Origin of the sequence: Saccharothrix hoggarensis (assembly GCF_042678885.1) — a bacterium.
GTDB classification, from domain to species: Bacteria; Actinomycetota; Actinomycetes; order Mycobacteriales; family Pseudonocardiaceae; genus Actinosynnema; species Actinosynnema hoggarensis.
On record NZ_JBHTLK010000166.1, the window covers coordinates 1 to 15981 of the forward strand.

At 72.7% G+C, this 15981-nt stretch carries 13 protein-coding genes; 2 read left to right on the forward strand and 11 right to left on the reverse strand.

What is annotated here, in order from left to right:
• From ACFQ3T_RS25715 to ACFQ3T_RS25750, 8 genes are all read right to left on the reverse strand, one after another.
• Positions 1–391: sirohydrochlorin chelatase (locus ACFQ3T_RS25715; protein ID WP_380726722.1), on the reverse strand; the 391-nt coding region annotated here is incomplete at its 3' end.
• On the reverse strand, positions 388–1503 hold the full coding sequence (locus ACFQ3T_RS25720) for a uroporphyrinogen-III synthase (protein WP_380726724.1): 1116 nt from the start codon (positions 1501–1503) through the stop codon (positions 388–390). The genes ACFQ3T_RS25720 and ACFQ3T_RS25715, both read right to left, overlap by 4 nt.
• Positions 1500–1820: a nitrite reductase small subunit NirD gene (gene nirD / locus ACFQ3T_RS25725; protein ID WP_380726726.1), complete on the reverse strand. Its 321-nt coding sequence runs from the start codon at positions 1818–1820 to the stop codon at positions 1500–1502. Before nirD ends, ACFQ3T_RS25720 begins: the two co-directional genes overlap by 4 nt.
• Positions 1817–4384 carry a nitrite reductase large subunit NirB gene (gene nirB, locus ACFQ3T_RS25730; RefSeq protein WP_380726728.1) on the reverse strand — a complete coding sequence of 856 codons (2568 nt, stop codon included), beginning with the start codon at positions 4382–4384 and terminating at the stop codon, positions 1817–1819. Before nirB ends, nirD begins: the two co-directional genes overlap by 4 nt.
• A gap of 130 nt (positions 4385–4514) precedes the next feature.
• Positions 4515–5867 carry an MFS transporter gene (locus tag ACFQ3T_RS25735; protein WP_380726730.1) on the reverse strand — a complete coding sequence of 451 codons (1353 nt, stop codon included), beginning with the start codon at positions 5865–5867 and terminating at the stop codon, positions 4515–4517.
• 100 nt (positions 5868–5967) lie between these two features.
• Positions 5968–7410 carry an FAD-dependent oxidoreductase gene (locus tag ACFQ3T_RS25740; RefSeq protein ID WP_380726732.1) on the reverse strand — a complete coding sequence of 481 codons (1443 nt, stop codon included), beginning with the start codon at positions 7408–7410 and terminating at the stop codon, positions 5968–5970.
• Positions 7407–9380 carry a molybdopterin oxidoreductase family protein gene (locus ACFQ3T_RS25745; protein ID WP_380726744.1) on the reverse strand — a complete coding sequence of 658 codons (1974 nt, stop codon included), beginning with the start codon at positions 9378–9380 and terminating at the stop codon, positions 7407–7409. Before ACFQ3T_RS25745 ends, ACFQ3T_RS25740 begins: the two co-directional genes overlap by 4 nt.
• A gap of 152 nt (positions 9381–9532) precedes the next feature.
• Positions 9533–10330 (reverse strand): TIGR02569 family protein, encoded by a 798-nt coding sequence (locus ACFQ3T_RS25750; protein WP_380726734.1) that lies wholly within the window; start codon positions 10328–10330, stop codon positions 9533–9535.
• A gap of 114 nt (positions 10331–10444) precedes the next feature.
• Between ACFQ3T_RS25750 and ACFQ3T_RS25755 the strand changes: the two genes are divergently transcribed.
• Complete coding sequence (locus ACFQ3T_RS25755) at positions 10445–11431, forward strand: serpin family protein (RefSeq protein ID WP_380726736.1); 987 nt, start codon at positions 10445–10447, stop codon at positions 11429–11431.
• A 237-nt stretch (positions 11432–11668) separates the two neighbouring features.
• Here ACFQ3T_RS25755 and moeZ read toward each other — a convergent pair whose 3' ends face one another.
• The 3 genes from moeZ to ACFQ3T_RS25770 all read right to left on the reverse strand — a co-directional run bounded on the left by moeZ (position 11669) and on the right by ACFQ3T_RS25770 (position 15094).
• Positions 11669–12841 (reverse strand): adenylyltransferase/sulfurtransferase MoeZ, encoded by a 1173-nt coding sequence (moeZ, locus tag ACFQ3T_RS25760; RefSeq protein WP_380726738.1) that lies wholly within the window; start codon positions 12839–12841, stop codon positions 11669–11671.
• Between the two features lie 130 nt (positions 12842–12971).
• Complete coding sequence (locus ACFQ3T_RS25765) at positions 12972–14006, reverse strand: DUF3152 domain-containing protein (RefSeq protein ID WP_380726740.1); 1035 nt, start codon at positions 14004–14006, stop codon at positions 12972–12974.
• A 104-nt stretch (positions 14007–14110) separates the two neighbouring features.
• Positions 14111–15094, reverse strand: a complete 984-nt coding sequence (locus ACFQ3T_RS25770; protein WP_380726742.1) for an alpha/beta fold hydrolase — start codon at positions 15092–15094, stop codon at positions 14111–14113.
• Between the two features lie 140 nt (positions 15095–15234).
• Here ACFQ3T_RS25770 and ACFQ3T_RS25775 point away from each other — a divergent pair, with 140 nt between their 5' ends.
• Positions 15235–15882: a TetR/AcrR family transcriptional regulator gene (locus ACFQ3T_RS25775; RefSeq protein WP_158849269.1), complete on the forward strand. Its 648-nt coding sequence runs from the start codon at positions 15235–15237 to the stop codon at positions 15880–15882.
• Positions 15883–15981 lie beyond the last annotated feature (99 nt).

The window sequence follows — 15981 nt, forward strand, 5'->3', positions numbered from 1 at the left end:
CGGCCAGCGCGCGCGGGTCGGACGACCCGGCGGCGGCCAGCACGACGGAGTCGCCCTGACGCCAACCCGCCTCGGACAGGCGGGCCAGCAGCGCGGGCAGCAGCGCCGGGCCGATCGGGTCGGTGACGACCGCGTCCGGGTGCCCCGAGGCCGCGACCTGCGCCGGGATGTCCACCCGGACGTGGTACCCGGCGGCCAGGAACGCGGGCACGACCACGGCCGGGCCGGTCAGCCCGGACAGCACCGAGGTCACGTCCGGCTGCCGCACGTCGGCGTAGGCGACGCGCACCGGCACACCGCCCAACCGGGCGCGGACCAGGGCGGCGATCTGCTCCACGACGACCGCGCCGGCGGGGTCGCGGGTGCCGTGCGCGACGAGAACCAGGGTCATACCGCCACTCCCGCGGGGTCCATGGCCAGTCGGTAACCGCGCTTCACGACCGTGGCGACCATGCGGGGCTCGCCCAGCGCCGAGCGCAGGCGGCCGATCGCGGTCTCCACGGCGTGCTCCTCGCCGCCGCTGGGCAGCGCCGCCAGCAGCTCACGGCGGGACACCACCCGGCCGCGCGCGGCGGCCAGGACCCGCAGCACGGCCATCGGGGCGGGCGGCACGGGCCGCACCTCGCCGTCCACCACGACGGCCTCGCCGCGCAGCTCGACGTCACGGGCGGCGATCCGGAGCCGGGTCGCGCGAGCGGGCAGCTCCAGCGTCAGCTCACGGGCCAGCGCGCCGATCCGGGCGCGGGCGGGCTGCACCACCGGGATGCCGGCGTCCACCAGCGGCCCGGCGGTGATCGAGCCGACGCCCACCACCAGCACCTCGTCCCGCAGCAGCGACACCAGGTCCGGCAGCCTGCCCATCGCGTCGGCGACCCGCAGCACGGAGGACGCGGCCGGCGCGCTGGTGAACGTCAGCGCGTCGACCTGCCCCGCCAGCACGGCCTCCAGCAACCGTTCCAGCGGCGCGGGGTCGGACGGACCGGTCCAGCGGTAGACGGGCACCTCGACGACGGTGGCACCCGCCGCCCGCAACGCGGACGTGAAGTCCGGCAGCGGCTCGCCGTGCAGCTGCACGGCGACGCGCAGACCGGCCACGCCGGACCTCAACAGGTGGTCCAGCAGCTCCGCGTTGCTCTCCCCCTCGGGCGACCACGCCTCCACCAGGCCCGCGGCCCGCACCGCGCCCCGCGCCTTCGGCCCCCGCGCCAGCACCCGGGCCCCGGACAGCCGCGACAGCAGCCGCGCGCCCAGCCCCCAGCCCTCGGCCGCTTCCACCCAGCCGCGGAAGCCGATGCCGGTGGTCGCCACGGCGACGTCCACCGGTTCCTCCACCACGGCCCGCGTCGCGGCCAGCAGCTCCGCGTCGTCGGGCAGCGGCACGATCCGGATGGCGGGACCCTGCAGCACGGTCGCGCCCTTGCGTTCCAGCAAAGCCGAGAGCTCGTCGGCCCGCCGGGCGGCGGTCACCCCGACCGTGTACCCGGCCAGCGGGGCGGCGGTCACGGCGACCCGACCTGGATCACGCCGTCGGTCACGACCACCGGGTGCACGGGCACCCCGGTCGAGGGGTCGTCCAGGCACTTGCCGGTCGTCAGCTCGAACGCCTGCTTGTAGACGGGCGACACGACCACCGGCACGCCGCCCCGGTCGCCGATGATGCCGCGCGACATCACCGCCGCGCCGCTGAACGGGTCGATGTTGCCCAGCGCGTGCACCGTCCCGGCGGAGGTGAGGAACACCGCCACCTGGGAGCCGTCGGGCAGCAGGGCGGCCACCCCGTGGTCGGGCCGGAGGGCGCTCAACTCGCACACGGGTGTCATCGGGAAACCTCCGCCTCGTCGTTCGCCGTGCTCAGGGTTGCCTGGTCGCCGGTGCCGCGGAACGCCTGGCCGCCCGCGCCCGGGGACGGGACGCCGAGCAGGACGGGCACCTTCTGACCGCGTTCCTCGCGGAAGGAGATCGTCGGGTCGGGCGTGCCGGGCGCGTTCACGAACGAGGTGAACCGCGCCAGCTTCTCCGGGTCCTCCAGCACGCCCCGCCACTCGTCGGCGTAGTTGTCCACGTGCTTGGCCATCGCCGCCTCCAGGTCGGCGCAGATGCCGAGGCTGTCGTTGACGATGACGTCGCGCAGGTGGTCCAGCCCGCCTTCCAGCGACTCGATCCACGTCGAGGTGCGCTGCAACCGGTCCGCGGTGCGGATGTAGAACATCAGGAACCGGTCGATCAGCTTGATCAGGGTCTCGGTGTCCACGTCGGACGCGATGAGGTCGGCGTGGCGCGGGGTGAAGCCGCCGTTGCCGCCGACGTACAGGTTCCAGCCGTTCTCGGTCGCGATGATGCCGAAGTCCTTGCCCCGCGCCTCGGCGCACTCGCGGGCGCAGCCGGACACGGCGGACTTCAGCTTGTGCGGCGACCGGAGGCCGCGGTAGCGCAGCTCCAGCTCGATGGCCAGCGACACCGAGTCCTGCACGCCGAACCGGCACCACGTGGTGCCGACGCACGACTTCACCGTCCGCAGCGCCTTGCCGTAGGCGTGGCCGGACTCGAAGCCCGCGTCGACCAGCCGCGACCAGATCTGCGGCAGCTGGTCCACGGTCGCGCCGAACAGGTCGATCCGCTGACCGCCGGTGATCTTGGTGTAGAGGCCGAAGTCGCGGGCGACCTCGCCGATGACGATGAGCTTCTCCGGCGTGATCTCGCCGCCGGGGATGCGCGGCACGACCGAGTAGGTGCCGTTGCGCTGCATGTTGGCCAGGAAGCGGTCGTTGGTGTCCTGGAGCGTCGCCTGCTCGCCCTCCAGCACGTGCCCGTTCTCCAGCGACGCCAGGATCGAGGCGACGGCGGGCTTGCAGATGTCGCAGCCGAGGCCGCGGCCGTGCCGGGTGATCAGCTCGGAGAACGTGGTGATGCCGGTGGAGCGGACGATCTCGAACAGGTCGGCGCGCGAGTGGTCGAAGTGCTCGCACAGCGCGCGGGACTGCTCGACGCCGCACTCGGAGAGCAGCTTCTTCAGCATCGGCACGCACGAGCCGCAGCCCGTGCCCGCCTTGGTGCACGCCTTGATGCCGGGCACGTCCACGGCCTCGCCGGAGTTCACCACGTCGACGATCTGCTGCTTGGTGACCGCGTGGCAGGAGCACACCTGCGCGTCGTGCGGCAGCGACAGCTCGACGCCGCCCGCCGGGCCGATCAGCGCCACAGGGTCTCCCGGCACGGGACGGCCGACGAGCGGCCGCAGCACGGGGTACTTGGACGCGTCGCCGACCAGGATGCCGCCGAGCAGCGTCTTCGCGTCGTCGGACACCACGACCTTGGCGTACGTGCCGGCCACGGCGTCGTTGACGACGACCTCCAGCGCGCCCTCCTCCTTGGCGTGCGCGTCGCCGAACGACGCCACGTCCACGCCGAGGAGCTTGAGCTTGGTGGACATGTCAGCGCCGGGGAACACGGCGCTGCCGCCGAGCAGCCGGTCCGCGACGACCTCGGCCATCGAGTAGCCGGGCGCGACCAGGCCGTACACCATGCCGTCGAGGTTCGCGCACTCGCCGATGGCGTAGATGTGCTCATCGGACGTGCGGCACGCCTCGTCCACGACGATGCCGCCGCGCTCGCCGACGGTGAGGCCGAACGACCGGGCCAGCTCGTCGCGCGGCCGGATGCCCGCGGAGAACACGACCACGTCGAGGTCGAGCTCGACGCCGTTGGAGAGCTTGGCGATGAGCCGGTCGCCGTCCCGCTCGATCACCGACGCCGACGTGCCGGTGTGCACGGTCAGGTCCAGCTTCTCCACCAGCCGCTTGAGCAGGCCGGCGCCGCCCTCGTCCACCTGGAGCGGCATCAGGCGCGGCCCCAGCTCGACGACGTGCGGCGAGATGCCCATGCCGCGCAGCGCGTTCGCGGCCTCCAGCCCGAGCAGGCCGCCGCCGAGCACCATGCCGGCCCGGCGACCGCCGCCGCCGTGCGCGGACTCCACGGTGGCGCGGATGCCGTCGAGGTCCTCGATGGTCCGGTAGACGTGGCAGCCCGGCAGGTCGCGGCCCGGCACGGGCGGCACGAACGGCACCGAGCCGGTGGCCAGCACCAGGGCGTCGTACGACTGGGCCCGGCCGGTGGTGGTGCGCACCACGCGGCTGTCCCGGTCGATGTGCACGACCTGCTCGTTCAGGTGCAGTTCCACGCGCTCGTCGTCGTGCGGCGCGAGGCTCAGCGAGCCCGCGTCCCAGCTGTCCACATAGGACGACAGCGCGACGCGGTCGTAGGCGGGGCGGCCCTCCTCGGCGAACACCACGATCCGCCACTGGTCGGTGGCGTCCTTCTCGCGGAGCGCCTCCACGAGCCGGTGTCCGACCATGCCGTGACCGACCACCACAAGCGTTCGCGTCATGGTCCCCATCCCTCCTTCTGCCCGGGTCAATGCTCACCGGGCACCGTGTCGTGCCAAGGTCGCGAATGTTGCGCAGGCGTTAAAGCAGACTCACGCCGCTGTTCAGAGCGTTGTGTGCGTCACACGCGCGTCACACGCCGGCGTAGGCCAGGCTCGGCCGGCGCGCGAACACGCGCCGCCGCATGTAGAACCACCAGGTCGTGGCCATGCAGACGCCGTAGAACACCAGGAACGCCGTCAGCGCGGGCGCCAGCGTCTTGCTGCCCTCCAGCGAGAACTTGAAGACCAGGTTGACCAGCACGCCGCCGAACGCGCCGACCGCGCCCGCGATGCCGACCACCGCGGCGGCCTGCCGCTTGGCCGACCGGACGTCCTGGGTCTGCGCGGCGAAGATCGCCGGGATCATCCGGTAGGTCGAGCCGTTGCCCACGCCGGCCAGCACGAACAGGGCGATGAACGCCCCGAAGAACAGCGCGAAGCTGCGGATCTCGATGCTGACCAGCAGGGCCACCGTGCCCACGGCCAGGCCGAGGAACACCGCCATGGTCATCCGCGCGCCGCCGAACCGGTCGGCGAGCCACCCGCCGAACGGCCTGCTCACCGAGCCGATGAGGGCGCCGAGGAAGGCCAGGCCGACGAAGCTCTTGTAGTCCACGAAGCTCAGCTTGATCAGCGACGGGAACGCGAACGAGAAGCCGATGAACGAGCCGAACGTGCCGATGTACAGGAACGACATCACCCACGTGTGCTTGTTCGACATCGCCTTCTTGTACGACGAGCCGTCCGGCTTGGCCTGGGTGAGGCTGTCCATGAGGAACCACGCGCACGCCGAGGCGACGATGATGAACGGCATCCAGAACAGCGCCGCGTAGGCCAGGTTGATGCCCGTGCCGAGCGAGATGATGATCGGCACGACCAGCTGCACCATCGCCACGCCGAGGTTGCCGCCCGCCGCGTTGAGGCCGAGCGCCAGGCCCTTCTTGCCCTCCGGGTAGAAGAACGAGATGTTCGCCATGGACGACGAGAAGTTGCCGCCGCCGAAGCCCATCGCGGCCGACGTGAGCAGGAAGAACCAGTACGGCGTGCCGGGGTTCGTCACCGCGATCGCCAGCATCGTCGTGGGGATCAGCAGGAGGCCGGCGCTGATCGTGGTCCACGCCCGCCCGCCGAACTTCGGCACCGCGAACGTGTAGGGGATGCGCAGCACCGCGCCGACCAGGTTCGGCACGATCAGCAGCCAGAACGTCTGGCCGACGGTGAAGCTGAAGCCGACCTGGCCCAGGCTCACGACCACGATGCTCATCAGGCTCCACACCGTGAAGCCCAGGTTCTCCGCGAGGATGGAGAAGATCAGGTTCTTGCGGGCTACCTTCTTGCCGGTCGCCTCCCAGAAAGAGGGGTCTTCCGGCTCCCAGTGCTCGATCCACCGACCACCGCGCTTCGCCTGCGGCGCAACGCCCTCGGTCTCCACCACCGTGCTCATTGGACCCTCCCGGACACCGATTTCCCGTTGTGGGAACCGTAAGAACGGTCCGTTACCCCGACGTTCGGACAGGTGTCGTCGGCGGCAACTCCCCCGCACATCACGCCGACTGGGGCTGTGAGGCCGCGAGCCAGTCGACGATCCCGCACACCGCGTCCTTGCAGCCGCCACAGCCCGTGCTCGCCCGCGTGACCTCCGCGATCGCGGAGATCGTCGTCGCGCCCGCGCGCCACGCGCTGACCAGCTGCCCCTTGCTGACCGTGTTGCACCGGCACACCACCGCGGACGCGGGCAGGTCGGCGGGGCTGGCCTCGTTCTCGGCGGGCAGCGCGCGGCCCAGCAGCAGCGCGAGCCGGTCGGTCGGCGCGGGCAGGCCCCGGTCGAACAGCTGGGTGATGGCCGCCGCCGCGTCCGGCGCGCCGAGCACGATCGCGCCGGTGACCTTGTCGTCGCGCAGCACGAGCTTCGCGTACCGGCCGCGCGCCGGGTCCTGGAAGCACAGCACCTCGTCGTCGGCCGAGTCGACGCCGACGTGCACGTCGCCCAGCGCGGCCAGGTCGACGTCACGGGCCTTCAGCCTGGTCACGACGGTGGTGCCGGCGTAACGGGCGGCGGGCGCGGCGCCGGTGAGCCGGTCGGCGAGCACGGCGGCCTGCTCCCACGCGGGCTGGACCAGGCCGGACACCGTGCCGACGTGCTGGGCGCAGTCGCCGATGGCGTGCACCCTGGGGTCGCTGGTGCGCAGCGCGTCGTCCACGAGGATGCCGCGGTCGACGTCGATGCCCGCCTGCTCGGCCAGCCCGGTCTCCGCGCGCACGCCCGCCGAGACGACGACCAGGTCCGCGGGCACGTGCGTTCCGTCGTTCAGCTCCAGCCCGTCGCCGGGCACGTACCGGGTGGCCAGCACGCCGAGCCGGAACTCGATGCCGAGGCCGTTCAGCGTGGCGGCGAGCACCCGGCCCGCGCCCGCGTCGAGCTGCCGTTCCATCAGGTGCCCGACCGGGTGGACGACGGTGACCAGGCAGCCCCGGCCGGCCAGGCCGCGCGCGGCCTCCAGCCCGAGCAGGCCGCCGCCGAGCACGGCGACCGGCGTGCCGGGCGACGCCTTGTCTACGATCCGGGCGCAGTCGTCCAGCGAGCGGAACGCCACGACGCCGGGCGCCAGGTCGCCGTTGCCGTCGAGCAGCCCGTCCGTCGGCGGCACCCACGACCGCGCGCCGGTGGCCAGCACCAACGCGTCGTACGGCACCTCGGTGTCGTCCACGTGGACGACCCGCCGGGTCCGGTCGATCTTGGTCACGGACCCGCCGAGCCGCAGGTCGACGTGGTGCCTGGCGGCCCAGTCCTCATCGTGCAGCCGCACCGCCTCCGGGGTCAGCGACCCCGCCACCACGCTGGACAGCAGCACCCGGTTGTACGCCGGGTGCGCCTCGTCGCCCAGCACGGTCACCGCGACCCGGTCCGCCTTCGGGTCGCGGCGGCGGATCTCGTCGGCCAGCCGGGCGCCGGCCATGCCGTAGCCCACGACGACAACGTTCCTCATACCGACTCCAATCGGACCGCGCACACCTTGAACTCGGGCATCCGGCTGGTCGGGTCCAGCACCGGGTTGGTCAGCAGGTTCGCCCGGCCCTCCCCGGCGAAGTGGAAGGGCAGGAACACGAGGTCCACCCGCATGGACGGCACGCAGCGCACCCTGGCCACGGTCCGGCCGCGCCGCGACACCACGGACGCGAGCTGGCCGTCGCGCACCCCCGCGCGGGTCGCGGTGTCCGGGTGGACCTCCACGTACGCCTCCGGCTCGGCCTGGTTCAGCTCCCGCACCAGCCGGGTCTGCGCCCCGGACTGGTAGTGCTGGAGCACCCGGCCGGTCGTGGCCTGCAACGGGTACTCGGCGTCGGGCAGCTCCGCGGGCCCGCGGTGCTCGACCGGGACGAACCGCGCCCGGCCGTCCGGGTGGGCGAACCGGTCGAGGAAGTTGCGGGGCGTGCTCTCCCCCACCACGGGCCAGTGCAGGGCCTCGCCCTGGCGCAGGCGCTCGTAGGTGACGCCGGAGTAGTCGGCCAACCCGCCCTTGGACGCCCGGCGCAGCTCCTCGAACACCACCTCGGGCTCGGTCGGGAACCGCTCGGCGGGCTGGCCGAGGCGCGTCGCGAGGCCCTGCAGGACGTCGAGGTCGCTGCGCACGCCCTCGGGCGGCTCCACGGCCACCTGCCGCAGCAGCACGCGGCCTTCGAGGTTCGTCATCGTGCCGCCCTCCTCGGCCCACTGCGTGACCGGCAGCACGACGTCGGCGACCGCGGCCGTCTCCGACAGCACCAGGTCCGCCACGACCAGCAGGTCCAGCGCCTTCAGCCGGTCGGCGACGTGCTGCGAGCGCGGCGCGGACACGATGACGTTGCTGCCGAACACCAGCAGCGCCTTCGGGCCGCCCGGCTGCCCGAGCGCGTCGAGCAGCTCGTAGGCGGACCGGCCGGGACCGGGCAGGTCGTCCACGCCCCACACGCCCATGACGTGGTCGCGGGCGTCCGGGTCGGTGATCTTGCGGTAGCCGGGGAGCTGGTCGGCCTTCTGGCCGTGCTCACGCCCGCCCTGCCCGTTGCCCTGGCCGGTGAGGCAGCCGTAGCCGGAGCCCTTCGTGCCGGGCAGGCCGAGCGCCAGCGCCAGGTTGATCCACGCGGACACGGTGTCCGCGCCGCTGGCGTGCTGCTCGGTGCCGCGGCCGGTGAGGATGTACGCGTTGCGCGCCTCGGCCAGGATGCGCACGGCCGCGCGCTGGTCGGCGACCGGCACGCCGGTGACCCGCTCCACCCGCTCCGGCCACCACGACGCGGCGATGCGCCACGCGTCCTCGAACCCGGTCGTCCGGTCATCGAGGTACCGCTGGTCGAGGTGGCCGTCGGCGACGGCGGAGTGCAGCAGGCCCAGGGCCAGCGCGAGGTCGGTGCCCGGCGCGGGCTGGAGGTGCAGCGTGGCCAGCTCGGCGGTGGCCGTGCGGCGCGGGTCGATGACGATCAGCTCGGCGTTCTTGAGGTGCTGCACGAACGGCGGCATCGTCTCGGCCGGGTTGCCGCCGACCAGCAGCACCGCGCCCGCGTCGTCCAGGTCGGTCACCGGGAACGGCATGCCCCGGTCCAGCCCGAACGCCTTCATCCCGGCCGCCGCCGCGCTCGACATGCAGAACCGGCCGTTGTAGTCGATCTGCGAGGTGCCCAGCGCGACCCGGGCGAACTTGCCCAGCGCGTACGACTTCTCGTTGGTCAGCCCGCCGCCGCCGAACACGCCGACCGCGTCGGGCCCGTGCTCCTCGCGGAGGGCGCGGAGCTTGGCCGCGACCACGTCGAGCGCCTCGTCCCACGTGGCCGGCCGCAGCTCGCCGTCCCGGCGGACCAGCGGCGTGGTGAGCCGGGCGGGCGACGTCAGCAGCTCGGCCGACGTCCAGCCCTTCTGGCACAGCCCGCCGCGGTTGGTCGGGAACTCCCGCGGCGACACCTTGCCGTTCTCGATCGTCATCGCGCACTGCAGCGCGCAGTACGGGCAGTGCGTGTCGATTCTGCGGGAGTCGGTCACCTGCCCGACGGTAGGAAGCAGCTGTTAACGGCGGCACACGAGATGTTTCGTCCACGCGAACTTGACTGCTCAGCACCCACGCGATGAGGGTGAGGTCACAGCAGTTCGAGCACCTTCGCGGCCGTTCGCTCCAGCCCGACGAGAGATTGTCGGCTCGACCGGGGGTGCAGGGCGTGGACCGCGAGGCGGAACAGGGTCGCCCGCAGGAGGATCTGCGGCCACTCCTCCAGGTGGGCCCACCGCTGGACGAGACCGTGATCCGCGCCACCCCAGGACAGCGCGTCGACCACGACGACCGCCGCGCCGTACGGGCCGGGCCGCCAGTAGGCGACGAAGTCGATGATGGCGGGCGCCGCGTCGCCGGCGAACAGGACCGTGCCGAACAGGTCGCCGTGCACGACCTGGGGCTTGAGCGCGACGGGCTTGCGGTAGGCCGCGCACACGTCGAACAGCCGTCCGCCCAGGTCCGGGTCGAGGTCGACCTGCTCCTCCTCCCACGCGCACCGGTCGGCGGTGGCGAACAGGTCGGTGCGGGCGTCGAGGAAGCGCGGCTTCACCAGGTCCGCGGTCGCGCGGTGCAGCTTCACGGCGACGTCGACGACCTCGTCGTGCCGGGGCTCGGCGCGCCCGGCCAGGTACTTGGTCGCCGCCCAGCCGCCGACGACGTACCGCCCGTCGGTGGACCGCAGCGGGCGCGCGACGCGCAGGTTGTCGACGTCGAGCCCGTCGAGCGTCTTGGCGACCCACGTCGCCTCGGCCGGCTTGCCCGCCGGGCGGATGGCCGCGTCCCCGCACCGCCACACCGGACCGCCGTCGATCAGCTCCGGCTCGGCGTCCCGCGCGCCGAACGCTGCGCGCACGTGCGACGGTGGCGGCTCCGGAGATGGGGTCACGCCGGCACGCTACCTGCACGACGCCCTCGGTTGGTGGACCTCGGGCGGCGAAACGCGTGGTGTCCACGCCTTTGGCCTAACCGCAATAATGCGGACTCACCTCAGGGGTTGCCTGTGACCGACGCCACGCACGCCGAGTTCGCGCTCAGCCTGCACCGCGAGCTGCCCGCCGGCAACCGCTGCTGGTCGCCCTTCTCCGTGGCCGCGGCGCTGTGCGCCGCCTCCGACGTGGCGGGCGGCGACACGCGAGCCGCCGTCTCCGACGTGCTCCGCGCCGACGTCGAGCGGACCGCGGAGCTGCTCGCCGACGCCGCCCACGACGACGCCGTGACGTCGACCGACACCATCTGGGCCGATCCGTCCGGCCCTCTCGCCGAGCACCCCGGAGTCCGGCCGCTCGTGCTGGACGAGAACGCGCACGTCGAGATCAACAAGGTGGTGGCGGAGCAGACCCGCGGCTTGGTCCCCGAGGCCGTCCCGCCGGGCGCCATCACACCCGGAACCCTCGCCGTGCTGGTCAACGCGCTGCACGCCAAGGCCGCGTGGACGAAGGAGTTCCCGGCGGAGGACACCCTGCCCCGGAAGTTCCGCACGCCCGCGGGCAAGGTGATGGCGCCGACCATGCGCCGGGTCGGCACGTTCAGCCACGTCGCGCGGCACGGCTGGCAGGCCGTGCGCCTCCCATGCACGGAGGCGATGGACGTGGTCGCCCTGGTGCCCGACGCGCCCCTGGCGCACGCGCGACTCGACGGGGAAACGTTCGCCGACCTGCTCACGGGCCTGAGCCCGACCGCGATCGACCTCTACCTGCCCCAGGTGGACCTGACCGCCGCCACCGAGCTAGCCGACCACCTGCGCGCGCTGGGCGCCGGCCCGCTGTTCGACTCGTGGCTGATGGTCGAGAAGGTCCTCCACCAGGCCAAGCTGACGCTCGACGAGCAAGGCGTCGAGGGGGCGGCGGTCACCACGATGGCCGCCCCCATGTCGGCGCCCCCACCGCGGGAGGCCCGGCCGGTGCGGTTCGACCGCCCGTTCCTCCTGGCCGTCCGCCACCGCACCACGGGCCTGCTGCTCTTCCTAGCCGAACTCACCAACCCCTGACCAGAACGCCAACCCGGTCCCGTCCCACCTCGCGCCCCCGCCACCTCGCGACCCCCCGCGAGTTCCCGACGCCACCTCACGACCCCCCGCGAGTTCGCGTCGCTTCGCGACCCCCCGCGAGGTCGCGTCGATCGTTCGCGCCCCGTTTTCCGGCGATCACGCTTTTCGATCGTCGGAAAACGGGGCGCGAGCGGTCGACTTCCAGGCGACCGAGCCGCGACGCCGGAGGCGGCGCCATTAATACGTCGGCAGCGAGGGGTCCACTTCACGGGCCCACGCGAGGACACCGCCGCCCACGTGCACGGCGTCCTTGAAGCCGGCCCGGTGCAGCGCGGCCAGCGCCTCGGCGGACCGCGCGCCCGACTTGCAGTGCAGCACGAGCGGCTTGTCCTGCGGCAGCTCCGCGAACGCCTCGCCCGACAGGATGCGGTCCTTGGGGATGAGCACCGAGCCGGGGATCTTCACGATCTCGTACTCGTGGGGCTCGCGGACGTCCACCAGGAGGAAGTCCTCCCCGCTGTCCTGCTTCTGCTTCAGCTCCAGCGGCGTGATGGTGTTGCCCGCCGCGGCCTGCTGGGCGTCGTCGGACACCACGCCGCAGAACGCCTCGTAGTCGATCAGCTCGGTGATCTTGACGCTCTCCGGGTCCTTGCGGATCTTGATCGTCCGGTAGGACATCTCCAGGGCGTCGTACACCATGAGCCGGCCGAGCAGCGGGTCGCCGATGCCGGTCAGCAGCTTGATCGCCTCGGTCACCATGATCGAGCCGATGGACGCGCACAGCACGCCCAGCACGCCGCCCTCGGCGCACGACGGCACCATGCCGGGCGGCGGCGGCTCGGGGTAGAGGTCGCGGTAGTTCAGGCCGAGGCCGTCCGGCGCGTCCTCCCAGAAGACGCTGACCTGGCCCTCGAACCGGAAGATCGAGCCCCACACGTACGGCTTGCCGAGCAGCACGGCCGCGTCGTTCACCAGGTACCTGGTGGCGAAGTTGTCGGTGCCGTCCAGGATCAGGTCGTAGTCGCGGAAGATGTCGAGCACGTTCTCCGAGTTCAGGTGGGTCTGGTGCAGCACCACCTTCACGAACGGGTTGATCTCGGCCACCGAGTCCCGCGCCGACTCGGCCTTGGGCTTGCCGATGTCCGACTGACCGTGGATGACCTGGCGCTGGAGGTTCGACTCGTCGACGATGTCGAAGTCGACGACGCCGAGCGTGCCGACACCCGCCGCCGCGAGGTAGAGCAGGGCCGGGCTGCCCAGGCCACCCGCTCCGACGACCAGGACCTTCGCGTTCTTCAGCCGTTTCTGCCCGTCGACCCCGACGTCCGGGATGATCAGGTGGCGGCTGTACCGCGCGACTTCTTCCTTGGTCAGCTCCGCTGCGGGCTCCACGAGCGGCGGAAGCGCCATCTGAGTCCTCCTCGACGAAACATGTCCTCTACCGACGGACAACACCAGCCTGCCCGTCCGTCTTCCCGCTTGGGAAGTCGTCCCAAGGCGCGGGATTCCCGGCGGTGCCTCGCCGGTCACGCGGTCGGCATCACTGGGGCGCCACCGGGAACGGGTTGGGCTTGCACACCTTGCCGTCCGCCGCCACGGCCGCGCGGTCGCCGCCGGGGACGGAGTTGAGCTGCGCGACGTAGTCGTTGGCCACGCCGAAGGACTGCTGCATCATCACGGGGGCGAAGCCGCCCTCGACCGCGCAGCCCACGTGGCCGTTGCCCAGGGCGTGCCCGACCTCGTGGTTGATGGCGTAGGTCCGGTAGCCGCTGATGTCGTTGCCGTAGGCCTTCGCGCCGCGCACCCAGCGGGCCGTGTTGATGATCACCCGGCCGCTCGCCCGGTGCCAGCACGACGCCTCGAACTGGATCGAGAACCCGCACACCGCGTGGGCGGTGTTCGTGGTGGTCAGGGCGATGGTGAAGTCGACGTCGCCGCTGTCGACGCGCTGCAGCGCGGCCGTGCCGGTGCCGACCCAGCTGCGGGGGTCGGACAGGAACCCGTCGATCGTCCGGGCGAACGCCTCCCGGTCCCCGCCGTAGTCGCCCGGCTCGACGCCGTCCTCGATGGCGATGGCGTACCGGTACAGCTTCCCGGTGCCCGCCTGCGCGGTGGTGCCGGGGATCACCGCGAACGTGCCCGAGCCCTGCTCGGAGAACTTGGGGCCGTCCGGGAGCTGCGCGGTCGGGAAGTTCTTCAGGTCGATCTCGACCGGCGGCTTCTCGGTGGCCTCGGGCGGCGCGGGCGTGGTGATCGGCGCGGCGTCCCCGGCCTGGTCGGTCGGCGCGCCGGCGCCCGGGTCGTTGCCCGTCGTCGGCGCGGTCGTGTCCAGCACGACCAGGGCCGTGAGCACGAGCAGCACCGGGATGGCGTAGATGCGCCAGCCGTAGTTCGCGATGAGGCCCTTGACGCCTCGGCGGCGTTTGCGGGGCTTGCGGCCGGTCGGTTCCCAGGACGCGGCCAGCGGCTCCGCGCCGGTGCGGCGCGCGCCGCGGCGGTAGCGGTCTTCGGACAACGGCGGCCGGTCACCCGAGGACGGCGCCGTGTCGCGCTCGCCCTGCGACGTCCGGTTCACGGCAACCAGGGTGCCACAACCCCGACCTCGGGGCGGACTCCGGTGACCTGCGCATCACCGACCGGCTGAACCTGTCCGGGACCCGTCCGCGGGGGTCCTGGCGGTCACCACGCGCCCCGGTCGGCCGCCTCCCACATGCCCAGCACGGCGCGCGCCACCGAGACGGGCCGCTCCATCTGCGCCACGTGCCCGGTCCGCGGCAGCACGAGCAGCCGGCCGCGCGGCACGAGCCGCGCCACCCGCGGCGCCTTCCGGACGCTGACCAGCCGGTCCTCGGCGCCCCACACGACCAGCGTCGGCGCGGTCACCTTCGGCGCGAGCACCCACATCGATTTCGACCGCGGCACCAGCCACGTCCGGATCAGGTCGACCGTGCTCCGGCTCAGCGCGTCGCCCGCCCACGCCTGCGCCGACCGCTCGGTGTACTCGTGCTCGCTCTGCTCGATCCGGTGCGGCGGCACCGACGTGGGGTCCGCGAAGCACAGCCGGAGCATCTGGTGGGTGCGCTCCCGCGGCGTGACGGCGGCCAGCTGGGCCCGCACCCGCGCGCCCACGACCGGCAGGAACGCGAGCGGCAGGCGCGGGTCGGACACCCGGCGCAGGCTCGGCCGCAGGTCCGGCACGGCGGGCGAGACCAGCGTCAGCGTCCGCACCAGGTCCGGTCGGGTGGAGGCGACGATCAACGTGATCGCGCCGCCCATCGAGTTGCCGAACAGGTGCACCGGACCCGTGCCGAGCGACTCGATGTACTCGGTGACGATCCGCGCGTGCGTGCTCATCCGGTAGTCGTAGCCGTCGATCGGCTCGGAGCGGCCGAACCCCGGCAGGTCCAGCGCGTGGCCGTCGACGCGCTCGCGGAGCTGCGCGGCCAGGTCGGTCCAGTTCGTCGCCGAACCGCCCAGTCCGTGCACGTAGACCGCCGTCGACTCGGTCGGCCCGGGGGTGCGGCGGACGTGCACGCTGTGCCCGGCGAGCTCGACGTAGTCACCAGGCCACGGCTGGATCGTTGTGTCCAGCGGGGGTAGTGGCGCGGCGGACAGCGGCACGTGGGTGATGGCGGTCCTGCGCGCCTCCAGCGTCTCGGTCACGACCCCAGGATGCCTGCCCGGGCGTCCTACGAAACGAGAAGCTTTCCCGGAACGCTGCTACCAGCGAGTAAGGTTGCCGACGAGCCTGGGAGGGCAACCCCTTTCCGGTTCCGCGATGCGATTGGTTGGCTGGAGGCACCATGACGGAGACGGCCCAGACTGCGGTCGGGCACCACGGCGGCGCGGCGGGGCGGGGTGTACGGCTCCCACGCACCGCTCGACGTGCCCAGTTGCTGGCCGCGGCGCAGGACGTGTTCGTGACCAACGGCTACCACGCCGCCGCGATGGACGAGATCGCCGAGCGCGCGGGCGTCAGCAAGCCGGTGCTCTACCAGCACTTCCCCGGCAAGCTCGAGCTGTACATGGCGCTGCTGGAGTCCCACGTGGACGAGCTGGTGAACCGCGTGCGCGGCGCGCTGGCGTCCACGACGGACAACAAGCAGCGGGTGAAGGCCGCGGTGGCCGCGTTCTACGACTTCGTGGACGGCGAGGGCCAGGCGTTCCGCATGGTGTTCGAGTCGGACCTGCGCGGCGAGCCCGCGGTGGCGCGCGCCGTGGAGCGGGCGACGACCGACAGCGTGGACGCCATCACCGACACGATCACCTCGGACGCCGGTCTCGACGAGCACCGCGCCCGCCTGCTGGCGGTCGGCCTGGTGGGGTTGTCGCAGGTCACGGCCCGAGCGTGGCTGGCCGACGACCGCAAGCTCGCCAAGGAAGACGCCGTCGCGCTGATCTCCAACCTCGCCTGGCGGGGCATCGGCGGCGGCTTCCCGCTGCAGCACTGAGCCGACCACTCCAGACCTGCGAGGCCCGTGAGGCCGCGTCGGTCGTTCCCGCCCCGTTCTGCGGCGATCACGCTTTTCGATCGTCGCGGGATCGGGCGG